Consider the following 14,824-nt stretch of genomic DNA (forward strand, 5'->3'; position numbering starts at 1 on the left):
TGATATCTTTTAAAAGATAAAACTATAAAAATACAAAAACAGTAATAATAATACTAATTAATCTTTAAAAGAGCTGTAAAAGAACACTATTAAGAAAGAGCGTCCAAAATAAAAAGGGCTTCAATCAGCCCTTTTATATTAATAAAATTTAACTAGTTATTCAAATTAATAAAAATATATTTAATCATCATCATCACAATCACTTGGTTTTACATCTACTGAAAATACCTTATCGTCATTGATATAATAATTATGGTTAGCTCCTCTAGGGAATACTAATCTTAAAGTCTTCATGCTAGAATCATCACCACAATAAAACGCAACCAATTTATCCTGTAAATTTTTTTGATTAGTTTTAGCCTGTAATGCATCTTTAGTGATATTATTCACAATATATTTATAATTAATTGCATTGCTATCTGACGATACATCAACTAAAGTTACACTCGAATCAATTGTTGCAGGTAATTTTGTTTTAATCGCCTTGATCATCAAACCTTGAGCAACATTATAATTACCTTCTTCAATCTTATTAAGCATCTCATCTTTTTCTGATTTTGTTTGTTCATACAAATCTTTAGCTTTATCACTAATTGCTGAGCTTACTTGCTTAACTTGGTCTTCAATTTTTGCATTTAATTGGCTAGCCTTATCACCAATTTCTGAGCTTAATTGATTGGCTTTATCGCTAATTTCTGCACCTGTTTGATTGGCCTTGTCACTTACTTCTGAACTTGTTTGTTTGGCTTGTTGTTCAATATCATCAGTTTTTGATTTTGAATTATCACAATTGACTAAAAAAAGCCCTAACACTACTAAAGTGATCACTTTAAAAAGTTTCATTTTTATTCCTTTTTTATTTAATTTTTTGACTACCATGAATTAACTCATAATAACCATTTTATTTTAAAAGTTAATTTTATCTAATGTTAATAGTAAAAGAGTTTAAATAAACTCTTTTACTATAACAAATATCAATTAGTTAATATGCATACCACCTGTAACACCATAAGTTTCGCCAGTTGTATAACTTGATTCTTCAGATGCTAAGTGCACATAAACACCAGCAAGTTCAACAGGTTGGCCAGCTCGTTGTAAAGGAGTTTGTTTACCAAATTCAGGAATAGCGTCACTTGGTTGACCGCCACAAATTTGTAATGGAGTCCAAACTGGACCTGGGGCAACAGAATTTACACGAATACCTTTATGACCTAATTGTTTAGCTAATCCACGTGTAAATGCGATAATAGCTGTTTTAGTTGAAGCATAATCTAATAAATTACTGCTAGGTTGATAAGCCTGAACAGATGAAGTTGTAATAATGGTTGATCCTGGTTTTAAGTAACCTAAAGCCGCTTTAGTTAACCAAAAAAGCGAAAACACATTAACTTCAAAGGTTTTCTTAATTTGCTCGGTAGTAAGTTCCATAATATCTTCAACAGCAACCTGCTTACCAGCAACCAGTGTCAAATTATCCAATCCACCTAATTGATGGTGTGCCTCTTCAACTAATTTTTTACAAAAAGTCTCGTCACTCAAATCACCGGGGATCAATACAGCTTTGCGCCCAGCCGCTTGAATAACCTTAGCAACATCTTCCGCGTCTTTTTGCTCGAAAGGAAGGTAATTTATTGCTACATCCGCACCTTCTTTAGCATAAGCAATCGCTGCCGCTCGACCAATACCAGAATCGCCACCAGTAACAAGCATTTTACGTCCTTCTAGGCGTCCATGGCCTTGATAGCTTTTTTCACCACAATCAGGGGTTGGGGTCATTTCACACTGTAAAGCTGGTGCAACTTGTGTTTGTTTTGGGAACTTATCATGATGATATTTGGTAAGTGGATTATAGATTTGTTTGCTCATAATTTTCTCCTAAGTTAAACATGTATTTGAAAACAAATTCAATATAACTTAAATAAAATCAATTAATAATCACAAAATCCTATTGATAAACTTATTTTAATCTTTAAAATAACTAATTAATTCAATAAATTATATTTACTGACAACAAAAATTAGAATATTCTTTTTTAAACTTAATAGCATTGCTCAATATCATCCCCAAAGATTTTTAAACAAACAAAAAGTGAGGCTAATAATAAACAAAGGCGGCTTTCTATGATTGGCTTGGTGAGGTCATTGAAATTAGTAAAGCCGAAACCTTAAATATTGCATAATCTTGCACTGAACTAAGTGTATCAAATTAACATATACGAAGCTAGTAAAAGAAAATTTAAAAAACAGATTGCTTTTATTTACAACATATTGATTTTAGATAAATTATTATGATTTTTTTATTATTTATATTGTAGTGATAGTTAACACCATTTAGAAAATTTTTTAAGCTCATTCATCTCATTACTATTTTCACAATATGCGTTAAGTAATTTTTGAAGGATTGGATCATTGACTGAACTTTGAGAATCATTAAGATCACCATTTTCCCAATCCGCGGTAGACGTATCTTGTGAAGTTTTTTAGCGTTATCAAAGTTTATTAAAACCAATTTAAAAATAACAAAAATAATTAGTTGCAATATTTCCATACTGATATCTTTTTTTAAATATTTGATATTTCTTTATATTACTTATATTTATTTTTTATACACTGACATTGCAAAAACATCAGACCAAACTATTAAAACCGATATTTTTATACTAAAACACAGTGTTTCCTGAAACTTTTTCACAAACTATTTGTGCTAAATAGCAAAAGCAATAAAAAACTGTTGCACTTTTTTTAAAAACGAGTATTTTGTTAAAAATATTTTAAAAAATGATAAAAAGTTAATCATCCAACATTATGAAATTTTCACTCAAAATCGTCCTCATCAATATCATTGTCAGCGTAGTCATTATTCCTGCGCGGGGGCGTTTTTGAATAAAAAATATGTTTATACATAAATCAGAAAACCCCCGCTCCCCAAAAGCGGGGGTTTTTTTATGGTTAATGGACAAGTAAAGTACAAGCGAGGAATAAATGTTAGGAACACAGTGGATAGTAAAAACCTTAAAAGAAAAAGGTGTAACCACCGTTTTTGGATATCCTGGTGGACAAATTATGCCTCTATACGATGCACTTTATGACGGGGGTATTGAACATGTACTATGTCGTCATGAACAAGGTGCTGCCATGGCGGCTATTGGTTACGCTCGTGCAACAGGAAAAACTGGTGTTTGCATTGCCACCTCGGGTCCTGGTGCAACAAATATCATTACAGGTCTTGCTGATGCTTTGATTGATTCAGTGCCGATTGTTGCTATAACGGGTCAAGTACCAACCAAACTTATTGGTACAGATGCCTTTCAAGAAGTTGATGTTTTGGGATTATCTCTAGCTTGCACCAAACACAGTTATTTAATAGATGATGCACACGATTTACCCAATATATTAGAAGAGGCGTTTAACTTAGCCAATTCGGGAAGACCTGGACCAATATTAATTGATGTTCCCAAAGATATACAGCTTGCAAACCTAGATTATCATAACTATTTAACACCATCCTCATTAAAAATTGCACAAAATAAAACTCAACTATACTCAATCTTGCCTGATGATATAAAACAAGCCAAACAAATGATCATCCAAGCCCAAAAACCAATGCTTTACATTGGTGGAGGTGTTGGGCTTTCAGGCGCAATATACGAACTTAGAAACTTTATGGAATTAACACAAATTCCAAGTGTATCAACATTAAAAGGGCTTGGTGTTGCCGATATTAATAATCCCTATTATTTAGGATTAGTCGGTATGCATGGAGCAAAAGCAGCCAATTTAGCAGTGCAAGAATGTGACCTACTAATTGCCCTAGGAGTACGATTTGATGACAGGGTTACCGGCAATCTTAATGAATTTGCACGACATGCTAAAGTACTTCATATTGATATCGATCAAGCTGAAATCAACAAATTACGCCAAAGCCATTTAGGATTACAAGGCGATATAAAGCAAGTTTTACCACTACTAAATCAAACAGTTTCAATTGATAACTGGCATAAAAAAATTAACCAACTAAAAACACAACACCCAACTCGCTATGATCACCCTGGTGAAGCTATTTATGCGCCAACTTTATTAAAAACTATCTCTGAGCGAAAATCAGCTAATACTATTGTCACTACCGATGTGGGACAACACCAAATGTGGACAGCACAACATATGTGCTTTAATCACCCTCAAAACTTCATTACATCAAGTGGGCTTGGCACAATGGGATTTGGTTTACCATCGGCCGTTGGCGCACAGATGGCAAGACCCAATGACTGTGTAATTTGTGTATCAGGTGATGGATCTTTCATGATGAATGTCCAAGAATTAGCCACTATAAAACGTAAAAAATTGCCAATAAAAATCGTATTAATTGATAACCAACGCCTAGGTATGGTTCGCCAATGGCAAGAATTATTTTTTAACGAAAGATACAGCGAAACAAATTTATCAGATAATCCCGACTTTTTAATGCTAGCTAAAGCATTTGATATACCTGGGCAAACTATCAACAAAAAGTCACAAATCGATACTGCGCTCGATAACCTATTTAATTCAAAAGGTGCTTATCTTTTACATGTATGCATAGATGAATTAGAAAACGTATGGCCACTGGTACCACCTGGAGCAGCAAACGAAAACATGCTAGATAGAAGTTGTGAGGAGTAAGCAATGAACGAACAAACACAATACCAATTAGTCATAAAAGCTTATGACAAATTGGGGGCACTTGAACGTATATTACGGGTTATCCGTCATCGGGGTGGTCATATTAAATCAATGCAAATGCAAACGGTTGAAAACAACATACTAATTATGACATTAATATTAACCACCGAAAGAGCGTTTTCGACACTACAAAATCAAGTATCAAAATTAGAAGATGTAATAGTAATTGAGTAATAATAATCTCAAACAACTTATTATTAAATAATAATTTAAATCAAAGATGGTAAACAATTTAACAGTTAAATAAACAAATAAGTGTAGTATAATGCTTGACCGTTAAAACAAAAATACCTAAAGCAAAGTACATGCTTAACAAATTGAAAAATAAAGAGGGAAACAAAATGAGTTCTACAGCAAAATCTGATTATATTTGGTTGAATGGTGACATGATTCCATGGGCAGATGCAAAAGTTCATGTAATGTCACATGCTTTACATTATGGAACTTCAGTATTTGAAGGTGTACGTTGTTATGACACCCATAAAGGTCCTGCCATTTTTCGCCACAAAGAACATGCACAACGGCTGTTAAATTCAGCAAAAATTTATCGTTTCCCTGTACCTTATTCTCTTGATGAAATCATGGAAGCTACACGCCAAACTATCAAAAAAAATAATTTAAAAAGCGCTTATATTCGCCCATTAGTCTTTATTGGTGATGTGGGTATGGGCGTTAACCCACGTGAGGGTTATAAAACCGATGTCATGATAGCTGCATTTCCATGGGGGGCTTATCTAGGCGAAGAAGCATTAGACCAAGGTATTGATGCAATGGTCTCATCTTGGCATCGCGTTGCATCAAATACAATTCCTGCCGCAGCTAAAGCAGGTGGTAACTATTTATCATCATTATTAATTGGTTCTGAAGCGAGAGCAAATGGCTTCCAAGAAGGTATTGCGTTAGATGTTCATGGTCACTTATCTGAAGGTGCTGGTGAAAATCTCTTTATTATTAAAGATGGCATTTTATACACTCCGGTTTTATCGTCATCGGCGCTACCTGGTATTACACGTGATGCAGTATTAACGCTAGCACGTGATATTGGTATTGAAGTGCGAGAACAAACACTATCACGCGAATCACTTTATCTGGCAGATGAAGTGTTTATGACAGGTACAGCAGCGGAAATTACACCTGTGCGCAGTGTTGACCGCATCCAAGTTGGCATTGGCCGTTGTGGTCCAATCACCAAACAAATCCAACAAACATTCTTTGGTTTATTTAATGGTAAAACTGAAGATAAATATGATTGGTTAGATCTTGTTAAATAATAAATAAAATCAAAAATTCGCCAACTATGTTGGCGGATAACTTTTTAACTTGTTGATTAATATTAAAAACTACAAACCGTTAAACACGATTACTTGCATAAAATTGGGAGCAGGAAATGCCTAAATATCGTTCAGCTACCTCGATCGAGGGTAGAAACATGGCTGGAGCCCGCGCATTATGGCGTGCAACTGGCGTTAAAAATGAAGACTTTGGTAAACCCATCATTGCGGTGGTTAACTCATTCACACAATTTGTACCAGGACATGTCCACCTAAAAGACATTGGACAGCTAGTTGCCAAACAAATTGAAGCATCAGGTGGCATTGCCAAAGAGTTCAATACAATCGCAGTTGATGATGGTATTGCCATGGGACATGGTGGAATGCTTTACTCACTTCCTTCAAGAGAACTCATTGCTGATTCTGTCGAGTATATGGTTAATGCACACTGTGCCGACGCCATGATCTGTATTTCTAACTGCGACAAAATCACACCGGGAATGTTAATGGCTTCGCTTCGTTTAAATATCCCAACCATTTTTGTTTCAGGTGGACCGATGGAAGCAGGCAAAACAAAACTATCTGACCAAATCATTAAATTAGACTTAGTTGACGCAATGATTCAAAGCGCTAACCCAAATGTTAGCGACGAAGATAGCAAAGCCATCGAAGAATCAGCCTGCCCTACTTGTGGTTCTTGCTCAGGTATGTTTACGGCTAACTCCATGAACTGCTTAACCGAAGCATTAGGACTTTCATTACCGGGCAATGGTTCACTTATTGCCACTCACAAACAACGTGAACAACTCTTTTTAAACGCAGCTAAACGCATTGTTGAAATCACCAAACGTTATTATGAACATGATGATGTATCTTACCTGCCTCGTTCAATTGCAACAAAAGCGGCATATGAAAATGCTATGTCATTAGACATTGCTATGGGTGGCTCGACCAACACCGTATTACATTTGTTAGCCACTGCACAAGAAGGCGAAATCGACTTTACCATGTCAGATATAGATAGATTATCGCGAAAAGTCCCACATTTATGTAAAGTAGCGCCAAGTACAGCGCAATACCATATGGAAGATGTTCACCGAGCTGGTGGCGTTGTGTCAATTATGTCAGAACTAGATAAAGCAGGATTACTAAATCGTAATGTGCACAACGTTTTAGGACTAACATTACAAGAAACTTTCACCAAATACGACATAACTCAAACTACCGACGAAGCAGTAAAAAAAATGTATCGTAGTGGACCTGCAGGCATTCGCACCACTAAAGCTTTTTCACAAGATTGCTATTGGGATTCACTTGACGATGACCGTGTAAATGGTTGTATTCGTGATAAAGCTCACGCCTATAGTCAAGACGGTGGACTTGCAACACTCTATGGTAATGTTGCACAAGATGGCGCAATTGTTAAGACCGCAGGCGTTGCTGCTGAAAATTTAATTTTCCGAGGTCCAGCAAAAGTATTTGAAAGCCAAGAAGATGCTGTTGATGGCATATTAGGAGGCAAAGTGGTTGAAGGTGATGTCGTTGTCATCATTTATGAAGGACCAAAAGGCGGACCGGGTATGCAAGAGATGCTCTATCCAACCAGTTATTTAAAATCCATGGGTCTAGGCAAAAAATGTGCATTGATAACAGATGGACGATTTTCTGGTGGTTCCTCTGGCTTATCGATTGGTCATATTTCTCCAGAAGCAGCAAATGGCGGCGTTATAGGCCTTGTTCGTGATGGTGATATTATTGATATTGATATCCCAAATCGTAAATTAGTACTAGATGTCCCAACTTCTGAACTTGAACGTCGACGAGTTGCAGAACTAGAACGAGGTGAAAAAGCATTTACGCCTCATAATCGAGATCGTTACGTCTCATTTGCGCTTAAAGCTTACGCCAGTTTAGCAACAAGCGCAGACAAAGGTGCCGTACGAGATAAAAGTAAATTAGGTGGCTAATTGTGAAACAAGAAAATACTCAACTTACCGGTGCAGATTATTTAAAAGCAACGCTTTGTAGCGCCGTATACGATGTGGCAGAAGTAACTCCACTTGAAAAAATGGAAAAAATCTCGGCAAGAATACACAATCAAGTTTTTGTCAAACGCGAAGACCGCCAACTCGTCCACAGTTTCAAAATCCGTGGAGCACAAGCCATGATAGCCAGCTTAAGTGAAGAAGAACGCAAATGCGGCGTTATTGCCGCGTCGGCTGGCAACCATGCGCAAGGAGTGGCTTTTTCGGCTACAAAATTAGGCATCAGTTCTTTAATTGTTATGCCACTAACAACTGCCGATATCAAAGTTGAAGCTGTAAAAAGTTTTGGTGGTGAAGTATTACTTTATGGTGCCAACTTTGACGAAGCCAAAGCCAAAGCAATGGAACTGGCTAAAGAACAAAATCGCATCTTTATTCCACCATTTGATCATCCATTAGTAATTGCTGGGCAAGGCAGTATTGCTATGGAACTATTACAACAAAATGCCAAACTAGACCGTATCTTTGTACCTGTTGGTGGTGGTGGGCTTGCCGCAGGCATTGCAGTATTAATCAAACAAATCATGCCATCAATCAAAGTTATTGCTGTTGAGCCTAAAGACTCAGCTTGCTTAAAAGCTGCATTAGATGCAGGTCACCCTGTTAATTTAGATCGTGTCGGACTCTTTGCTGAAGGCGTTGCTGTCAAACGAATTGGCAATGAAACATTCAGACTTTGCCAACAATATATTGATGATATTATTACCGTGAATAGCGACGAAATTTGCGCGGCAGTGAAAGACTTATTTGACGATGTACGTGCAATAGCTGAACCATCTGGCGCAGTAGCATTAGCTGGACTAAAAAAATATGTCGATCAGCATAACATCTGTGGTGAAAAACTTGCTCATATACTGTCAGGCGCTAATTTAAACTTCCACAGCTTGCGCTATGTATCAGAACGCTGTGAATTAGGCGAAAAACGTGAAGCGCTATTAGCAGTCACCATCCCAGAAAAGAAAGGCAGTTTTTTAAGTTTTTGTCAGCTATTAGGTGGACGCGCAGTAACCGAATTTAATTACCGCTATCATGATGAAAAATCTGCTTGTATTTTTGTGGGAATAAAAATCTCGAAAAGTGAAGAAAAAGATGAAATTATGCAAGAACTTGCTGCTGCAAAATACCCTGTAGTGGATCTAACCGAAGACGAAATGGCAAAACTACATGTACGCTACATGATTGGTGGCAAACCTTGCAAACCGCTTCAAGAACAAGTATACAGTTTTGAGTTCCCTGAATCGCAAGGAGCGTTGCTTAAATTCTTACAAACGTTAGGGACTAATTGGAATATATCAATGTTCCACTATCGTAGCCACGGTACCGATTATGGGCGTGTACTTGCTGCGTTTGAAATCGACGAATCAACCCTTAACCAGTTTAATCAACACCTAACTGAACTCGATTATGGTTTCCACAACGAAACACATAATCCTTCGCTTAAACTGTTTTTAACTAATTAAGGTTAAAATTAGTAATTACTATTCACCTATAAGGTGGATTAGCGAAGAGTACTTTTTTGTTGTAGTAAGTTTTATTTTTTTGAAAAGCGCTTTTGCTACTCAGTTGCAAAAGCGCAAGAATCGCAGACTTTGTCTTTTATATGCTCCTATGTATTGGTTAATGGCGTTGTAATACTACAGCAGATAACTTTATAGCTAATAACGCAGAGGTTATTGCCTTTGTTTTCCTTCATCAAATATTAAATACAGAGTATTACCATATAAATAGTATGGTTTTATTTACCATTAATACCTGTACACGGAAATAACAATAGAGCATCGACGGTAAAAATTACTGTAAAAACGTCAAGGTTATAGCCTATTGAATAATAAAGTTAATTAATTTTAAAAATTTATTAGCGTACGGTAACTTTTAAGAGGGAATTTCATTGTTTTAGTATATTTTTAGATTTATTTTAAGGTATCTAAAAATAGTATGAATGCTCGTTTCTGTTCTATAGATAATACTCGCCAGTGTTGCAATAAACGAGCGTCAAGGTCATTATGTTGTTTGTCGGTAAATTTCATTTCATAACTTTGTTGCTGTTCCCCTATTTTATTATTTAATACCGAACCGTTAGGATAGGTATCAAAATCAATAAAAAACCAACTTATTGGTGTTTTTAGGTGCTCTGCAATTTTAACAAAATGATCGAAGTTAATTTTATTTTCACCTCGTTCATAACGTGCTAATTGTTGCGGAGATAAATTGATTTTTTCGGAAAGTTGAGCAACGGTCAAATCCATTTCTTTACGACGCTGTTGTATTCGTTTACCTACTATTTTATCTGTATTTGACGCTGCTAGTTTTACCATGCTGGGAATATCTAATATAAAAAAATCATGGCTATCATTGTCTGAGATTAAAATAATAATTAAATACCTTTTTAGGATTAAAAAAACGAATAAATTCCACTAATGGATTTTTTGGTGTTTTAATCGCCAGATAATCAGCTAAATATCAATTAAACAGATTCATTGAGTTATATTTTGTATTTTCCTTTATTGAAATAACGTTATCTCTAGCAACAATCAAATGATCTAATACAACAACATCGATCAACGCTAATGCATTTTTAATTTTAGAGGTTAATAAAATATCCAATAAACTAGGCTCTTTATCGCCACTTGGATGATTGTGAACCAAAATAATGGCTGTTGCTTGATAATATAATACTTGCTTTACAATTTCTCGAGGATAAACACTTGACTCATTAATTGTGCCACGAAATAGCTCCTCTAGTGCAATAATTCTATTTTGACTATTTAAATACAAAACACAAAACGCTTCATAATCATATAATCCTAAATGAAATATAAAATAATCCTTAACATGATCTATTGTGGATATCTTTTTCCCTACTTGTATATATTTTTTCATGATTTTTTTTGCTTGATCAATTATAGCTAACTCTTTTTGATTGATTATCATCATAAATATCTACTTTGTTATTATTATTGTTTATCTTAATGTAAAATAATGACAGATTTTGTCATATTTAATATCTGAGTAGGAAAATAAAAATGTACGAAAAATCATGGGATTTGTTTGATCTTGCTTTTGAATTACAAAATAGTGCTGAGGGTTTATCATTAGATGAGATCCAACGACGTTATAACGTATCACTACGAACAGCACAACGAATGTGTGCAGGGTTGCGTGATTATTTTCCAAATATGGAAGAGTATTCAACAGACGGACGCTGCAAGCGATGGCGGATTTCATCTCAACAGATGAATGCACTTTTTACTTTTTCCCCACAAGAGCTTTCTGCCTTGCAGGCTAGTGTGAATTTTTTAGAGCAACATAATTTACACGAGCAAGCCAAATCACTAGTTAGTTTAGAAACAAAGATTAAAAATTTATTACAATCTAAAAAACGTAAAAGAAGCCTTGAAGATGAAACAGAAGCATTATTGAAAATTGAAGGATTAGCTTTTCGCCCTGGACCTAGGTTTCATTTAGATGTAGAAATACTCAATACATTACGAACAGCTTTGCTTAATAAAAAACAAATAAAAATAAAATACTACAACAAAAATAGCGGAAAATATAGTCACAACACTTTAGAGCCTTACGGAATTTTATATAGTGAAAGAAATCATTACCTTTTAGCAAGGCACAGCGATAATTATTATGGCCAACAGATCCATCATTTTATTTTGCATAATATAGAAAAAATTAATATTTTAGAACTTAGTTATACAATCCCCAATTCATTTAATTTAACTGATTACTGTCAAGATATGTTTGGTACCTTTAAAGAGGAACCTTTCGATGTGGAGTGGTGTTTTAGTCCTGAAGTAGCAAAAGAAGTTAGACATTATATCTTCCACCCAACTCAAACTATGATAGAAAATAAAGACAAATCAATAACCGTTAAATTTAAAGCAGGCGGTGCCCTTGAAATGTCTTGGTATCTCTATATGTGGGGCAATATGGTGGAAGTTATTAAACCCGTTGATTTTTGGGATTGGTTTGATGAAGAATAACAAAAACACCTCAAATAAATATACTACTCAATAGTAAAAATTATTCTTTTCTATGTCAAATTTTGACATATATCATTATTAATATAATCAAACTTATCATTAATAAAAAATCCATTAATGGATTTTTTATTAATTTAATTCCAGTTATAGACTTATAAAAATAACTAGTCTACAATTGAATTTTTAATATTCATAAAAAAGGAAAAACGATGAAGAAATTACTATATATCTCAATATTAGGGCTTTTTTTAACAGGTTGTGGGGATGGTATGCCGCCTAGCTGTGATAGCAAAGATACAAAAAAGCTATTGAATCAAATAATGGCAAAACAAGGTGGCGGTCAACTTTCTTTTATTAACATTAGCGATCAATTAACACTTAACGAAGATAAAGAACAAAAGAGATACTTATGCCAAGCAAACGTTTCTTTTGATGGTAATGGGGCATTCCCTGTTAAATATTCTGTATTTTTAGACCAAAAAAATAAAAACCAATTTTTTGTTCAAATTGTTAACTAATAAAAAAGGAGTATAGCATGTCATTACTAGATAAAATAAAAGAACAACAAAATAAAAGCATGTCTTCACACATTAAATATATTAAAGGAGAATATGGACTTGCAAAAACATTTTGGTTGTTTTGGTTTCTTCCTGTCATTGTTATTACAATTGTTGATATGTTTACACGTTCAAGTTCAGGGTTATTTAATGGCAATATTTTGATTATCATTTGGTCAATAGCCACGTTATTCGCTGTCTATAACACAACCAATGATAATAATAAAAATGTATGGAAAATCATATCATTAATATTTGTAAGTTTAACAGTTATCACTCGAATATTTGCAATTTTTGTTGAATAATTATGAATAAGATCCTACTTAGGATCTTATCGGTTTATTAAATATTATGCTGAAAGGAAGAATATGAAAAATAACTTACGCCACTTATTAGTTTTTTGTTGGCTAATTTTTACTACTCTTACCATTGGTGCTGATACCTCCTATTCTTCAACCAAAACACCTTTATACAAAAATTTGTATTACAATATGCCTAAAAATGAAGTAATGCAGCAATATAGCACTGAACAAGATCCTGACGATCAAAATCAGCTGATAAGTTACAACCAAAGCTTTCTCGGTTTTCAATGGACAATGGTACTGATTTTTAACCAAAATAATCTTTTAGAATCTGTTTATCTTGAAACAGATTCAGACGATAACGGTAATAAATTAGGAACATTACTGACTGCGATAAGCAAGAACTTTTCTATTGTTTATGCTACAGATGATTCTAACAATGTTGACTTTGTATCTATCATAAAAGAAAAAGGTCAAAATGCTACTCAAAAAGCTTTTGAAGAATTTTGGCTAGATGCTATTTCTCATTCTACATCGTTAAATATTATAGCTATCAGCAATGATTCTCTACAAGGTGTTTTTGGCAAAGCCAATAATTATATGTCATTACTTCACCGAATACCTGATACAGCAAGACAAGCAGAGCTCATTGTTATATCTGATGAAGATGATAATATCCGTTTAGGTGTAAATTTTACATTGCCTAAAAAACAACTTATAAACTTTCAAAATCAATCAAATGAAGATTTTTAATATTCTTTTCTGACCCAAACCTATTTATGGGTACCCAAATATTTTACATATTGGTGCCCTTAATTATTTTTTACAATAACTAATAGAAATATTAAAAATAACTTTTATAAACTAAAAAATAAAAATATATTTAATGACATAAGGTATATTTAAAATGAGAAAAATCTTCGCAACAATAATCTTTACATTGTCAATATTAATCTTGCCAACTTCAAGTTTTGCAATCACACAACAAAACACCTCTGAACCTAACTACCTATTATGGTTTATTTCGATCGTTGTACTACTTATAATTGCAGCCTATGGGATTTATAAAAGTAACAAGCGCGAAATTACAGTTTTTGCTAACTATACTGATGTCGGATTCGTGATAGCGTCAGTGCTATTACCTGTTGTATTTTTTGTCATTATGCATTGGATAAATGTATCACCAAACATAACGCTATACGTCTGTATTGCAGCATTTGCTATATTCTTAGTTGCTATCGCCAAAGCAACGTTTTTATATAATAACAATATTCAAGATTTTATATTGGCTTTCTATACAAAGATGTTTATTCCTTTTATCGCAATAACTTGTATTATTATCGCTTTAATAATTTCTATGGCTTTAAAAAGAGAAAAATATGAAAGAAGAACCAAACATTCGCAAAGAGTAACTGGCACGGCATTAGCGGGATTTACATCAGCTTTTTTAATCATAACTTTAGTATTACATAATGATAAATTTGTATCTATTTCAGATTATTTATCGGGAAAAAATGAAGTGTAGGAATTCATCAAGTTGTTTACAGTAACTTGAAAAACTACTACTGTAAACAACTCGAATTATTGTTAAAAATTATTATATAAATGACTACATTATACAACTTACATTTATCATACTTTTGATGAAACTAAAAATTAAGAACCAGTTTAAATTTATGCATTTAATGATACTTTGCAAAGCTAATGAATTTCCTTATTACGTTGAAAGATAAAAAACAGAAATATCACCATGATTAATGAAGACGATTTAGCCGACCATCCCCAATGATAACTGAGGTTGATTGACCTTCTTTTTTTGTTAAGAATAGGAAGTACAGGTGCTGATAATATTAGTAATGTTATTGATATATATGAAATCATGACCTATAAAGATGAAATAATTACTTATTTATATATATGATCTTATCATCTAAAAACG

14 protein-coding genes are annotated in these 14,824 nt (G+C 33.9%); 10 read left to right on the forward strand and 4 right to left on the reverse strand.

Features of this window, described 5'->3' with window-relative positions; genetic code table 11:
* Positions 1-180: 180 nt before the first annotated feature.
* Together A9G44_RS00690 and A9G44_RS00695 are read right to left on the reverse strand one after the other, a co-directional pair.
* A complete protein-coding gene (locus A9G44_RS00690; RefSeq protein ID WP_141672657.1) occupies positions 181-843 on the reverse strand; it encodes a hypothetical protein in 663 nt (220 codons plus the stop codon).
* Positions 844-978: 135 nt separating this feature from the next.
* Positions 979-1,866, reverse strand: coding sequence for an SDR family oxidoreductase (locus tag A9G44_RS00695; RefSeq protein ID WP_065589309.1), 888 nt, complete (start codon positions 1,864-1,866; stop codon positions 979-981).
* 1,115 nt (positions 1,867-2,981) lie between these two features.
* On the opposite strand from A9G44_RS00695, the gene ilvG reads away from it, so the two are divergent.
* From ilvG to ilvA, 5 genes are all read left to right on the forward strand, one after another.
* Positions 2,982-4,658, forward strand: coding sequence for an acetolactate synthase 2 catalytic subunit (ilvG, locus tag A9G44_RS00705; RefSeq protein ID WP_065608857.1), 1,677 nt, complete (start codon positions 2,982-2,984; stop codon positions 4,656-4,658).
* A gap of 3 nt (positions 4,659-4,661) precedes the next feature.
* The gene (gene ilvM / locus A9G44_RS00710) at positions 4,662-4,892 is read left to right on the forward strand and encodes an acetolactate synthase 2 small subunit (protein ID WP_065575606.1); all 231 of its coding nucleotides are present in this window, start codon (positions 4,662-4,664) and stop codon (positions 4,890-4,892) included.
* A 167-nt stretch (positions 4,893-5,059) separates the two neighbouring features.
* Positions 5,060-5,989, forward strand: coding sequence for a branched-chain amino acid transaminase (locus A9G44_RS00715; protein ID WP_065575607.1), 930 nt, complete (start codon positions 5,060-5,062; stop codon positions 5,987-5,989).
* 116 nt (positions 5,990-6,105) lie between these two features.
* The gene (gene ilvD, locus A9G44_RS00720) at positions 6,106-7,956 is read left to right on the forward strand and encodes a dihydroxy-acid dehydratase (protein WP_065608858.1); all 1,851 of its coding nucleotides are present in this window, start codon (positions 6,106-6,108) and stop codon (positions 7,954-7,956) included.
* A gap of 2 nt (positions 7,957-7,958) precedes the next feature.
* Positions 7,959-9,494 (forward strand): threonine ammonia-lyase, biosynthetic, encoded by a 1,536-nt coding sequence (gene ilvA, locus A9G44_RS00725; protein WP_257006560.1) that lies wholly within the window; start codon positions 7,959-7,961, stop codon positions 9,492-9,494.
* A 450-nt stretch (positions 9,495-9,944) separates the two neighbouring features.
* Here ilvA and A9G44_RS00730 read toward each other — a convergent pair whose 3' ends face one another.
* Both A9G44_RS00730 and radC read right to left on the reverse strand, forming a co-directional pair.
* Complete coding sequence (locus A9G44_RS00730) at positions 9,945-10,349, reverse strand: helix-turn-helix domain-containing protein (protein ID WP_065608860.1); 405 nt, start codon at positions 10,347-10,349, stop codon at positions 9,945-9,947.
* A 145-nt stretch (positions 10,350-10,494) separates the two neighbouring features.
* Positions 10,495-10,968, reverse strand: a complete 474-nt coding sequence (gene radC, locus A9G44_RS00735; RefSeq protein ID WP_081296755.1) for a RadC family protein — start codon at positions 10,966-10,968, stop codon at positions 10,495-10,497.
* An 89-nt stretch (positions 10,969-11,057) separates the two neighbouring features.
* Between radC and A9G44_RS00740 the strand changes: the two genes are divergently transcribed.
* The 5 genes from A9G44_RS00740 to A9G44_RS00760 all read left to right on the forward strand — a co-directional run bounded on the left by A9G44_RS00740 (position 11,058) and on the right by A9G44_RS00760 (position 14,410).
* Positions 11,058-12,026: a helix-turn-helix transcriptional regulator gene (locus A9G44_RS00740; RefSeq protein ID WP_065608861.1), complete on the forward strand. Its 969-nt coding sequence runs from the start codon at positions 11,058-11,060 to the stop codon at positions 12,024-12,026.
* Between the two features lie 209 nt (positions 12,027-12,235).
* A complete protein-coding gene (locus tag A9G44_RS00745; protein WP_065608862.1) occupies positions 12,236-12,544 on the forward strand; it encodes a hypothetical protein in 309 nt (102 codons plus the stop codon).
* 17 nt (positions 12,545-12,561) lie between these two features.
* On the forward strand, positions 12,562-12,888 hold the full coding sequence (locus A9G44_RS00750) for a hypothetical protein (RefSeq protein ID WP_065608863.1): 327 nt from the start codon (positions 12,562-12,564) through the stop codon (positions 12,886-12,888).
* Between the two features lie 63 nt (positions 12,889-12,951).
* On the forward strand, positions 12,952-13,638 hold the full coding sequence (locus A9G44_RS00755) for a hypothetical protein (protein ID WP_065608864.1): 687 nt from the start codon (positions 12,952-12,954) through the stop codon (positions 13,636-13,638).
* Between the two features lie 154 nt (positions 13,639-13,792).
* Positions 13,793-14,410 carry a hypothetical protein gene (locus A9G44_RS00760; RefSeq protein ID WP_065608865.1) on the forward strand — a complete coding sequence of 206 codons (618 nt, stop codon included), beginning with the start codon at positions 13,793-13,795 and terminating at the stop codon, positions 14,408-14,410.
* The last annotated feature ends 414 nt before the right edge of the window (positions 14,411-14,824 follow it).

This window comes from Gilliamella sp. Occ4-3 (assembly GCF_001690675.1).
GTDB lineage: Bacteria > Pseudomonadota > Gammaproteobacteria > Enterobacterales > Orbaceae > Gilliamella > Gilliamella bombi.

Excerpts from the sequence above, each read along its gene's own strand:
- A9G44_RS00690 (WP_141672657.1), bottom strand. The coding sequence starts at position 843 with ATGAAACTTTTTAAAGTGATCACTTTAGTAGTGTTAGGGCTTTTTTTA.
- A9G44_RS00695 (WP_065589309.1), bottom strand. The coding sequence starts at position 1,866 with ATGAGCAAACAAATCTATAATCCACTTACCAAATATCATCATGATAAG.
- ilvG (WP_065608857.1), top strand. The coding sequence starts at position 2,982 with ATGTTAGGAACACAGTGGATAGTAAAAACCTTAAAAGAAAAAGGTGTA.
- ilvM (WP_065575606.1), top strand. The coding sequence starts at position 4,662 with ATGAACGAACAAACACAATACCAATTAGTCATAAAAGCTTATGACAAA.
- A9G44_RS00715 (WP_065575607.1), top strand. The coding sequence starts at position 5,060 with ATGAGTTCTACAGCAAAATCTGATTATATTTGGTTGAATGGTGACATG.
- ilvD (WP_065608858.1), top strand. The coding sequence starts at position 6,106 with ATGCCTAAATATCGTTCAGCTACCTCGATCGAGGGTAGAAACATGGCT.
- A9G44_RS00730 (WP_065608860.1), bottom strand. The coding sequence starts at position 10,349 with ATGGTAAAACTAGCAGCGTCAAATACAGATAAAATAGTAGGTAAACGA.
- radC (WP_081296755.1), bottom strand. The coding sequence starts at position 10,968 with ATGATGATAATCAATCAAAAAGAGTTAGCTATAATTGATCAAGCAAAA.
- A9G44_RS00740 (WP_065608861.1), top strand. The coding sequence starts at position 11,058 with ATGTACGAAAAATCATGGGATTTGTTTGATCTTGCTTTTGAATTACAA.
- A9G44_RS00745 (WP_065608862.1), top strand. The coding sequence starts at position 12,236 with ATGAAGAAATTACTATATATCTCAATATTAGGGCTTTTTTTAACAGGT.
- A9G44_RS00750 (WP_065608863.1), top strand. The coding sequence starts at position 12,562 with ATGTCATTACTAGATAAAATAAAAGAACAACAAAATAAAAGCATGTCT.
- A9G44_RS00755 (WP_065608864.1), top strand. The coding sequence starts at position 12,952 with ATGAAAAATAACTTACGCCACTTATTAGTTTTTTGTTGGCTAATTTTT.
- A9G44_RS00760 (WP_065608865.1), top strand. The coding sequence starts at position 13,793 with ATGAGAAAAATCTTCGCAACAATAATCTTTACATTGTCAATATTAATC.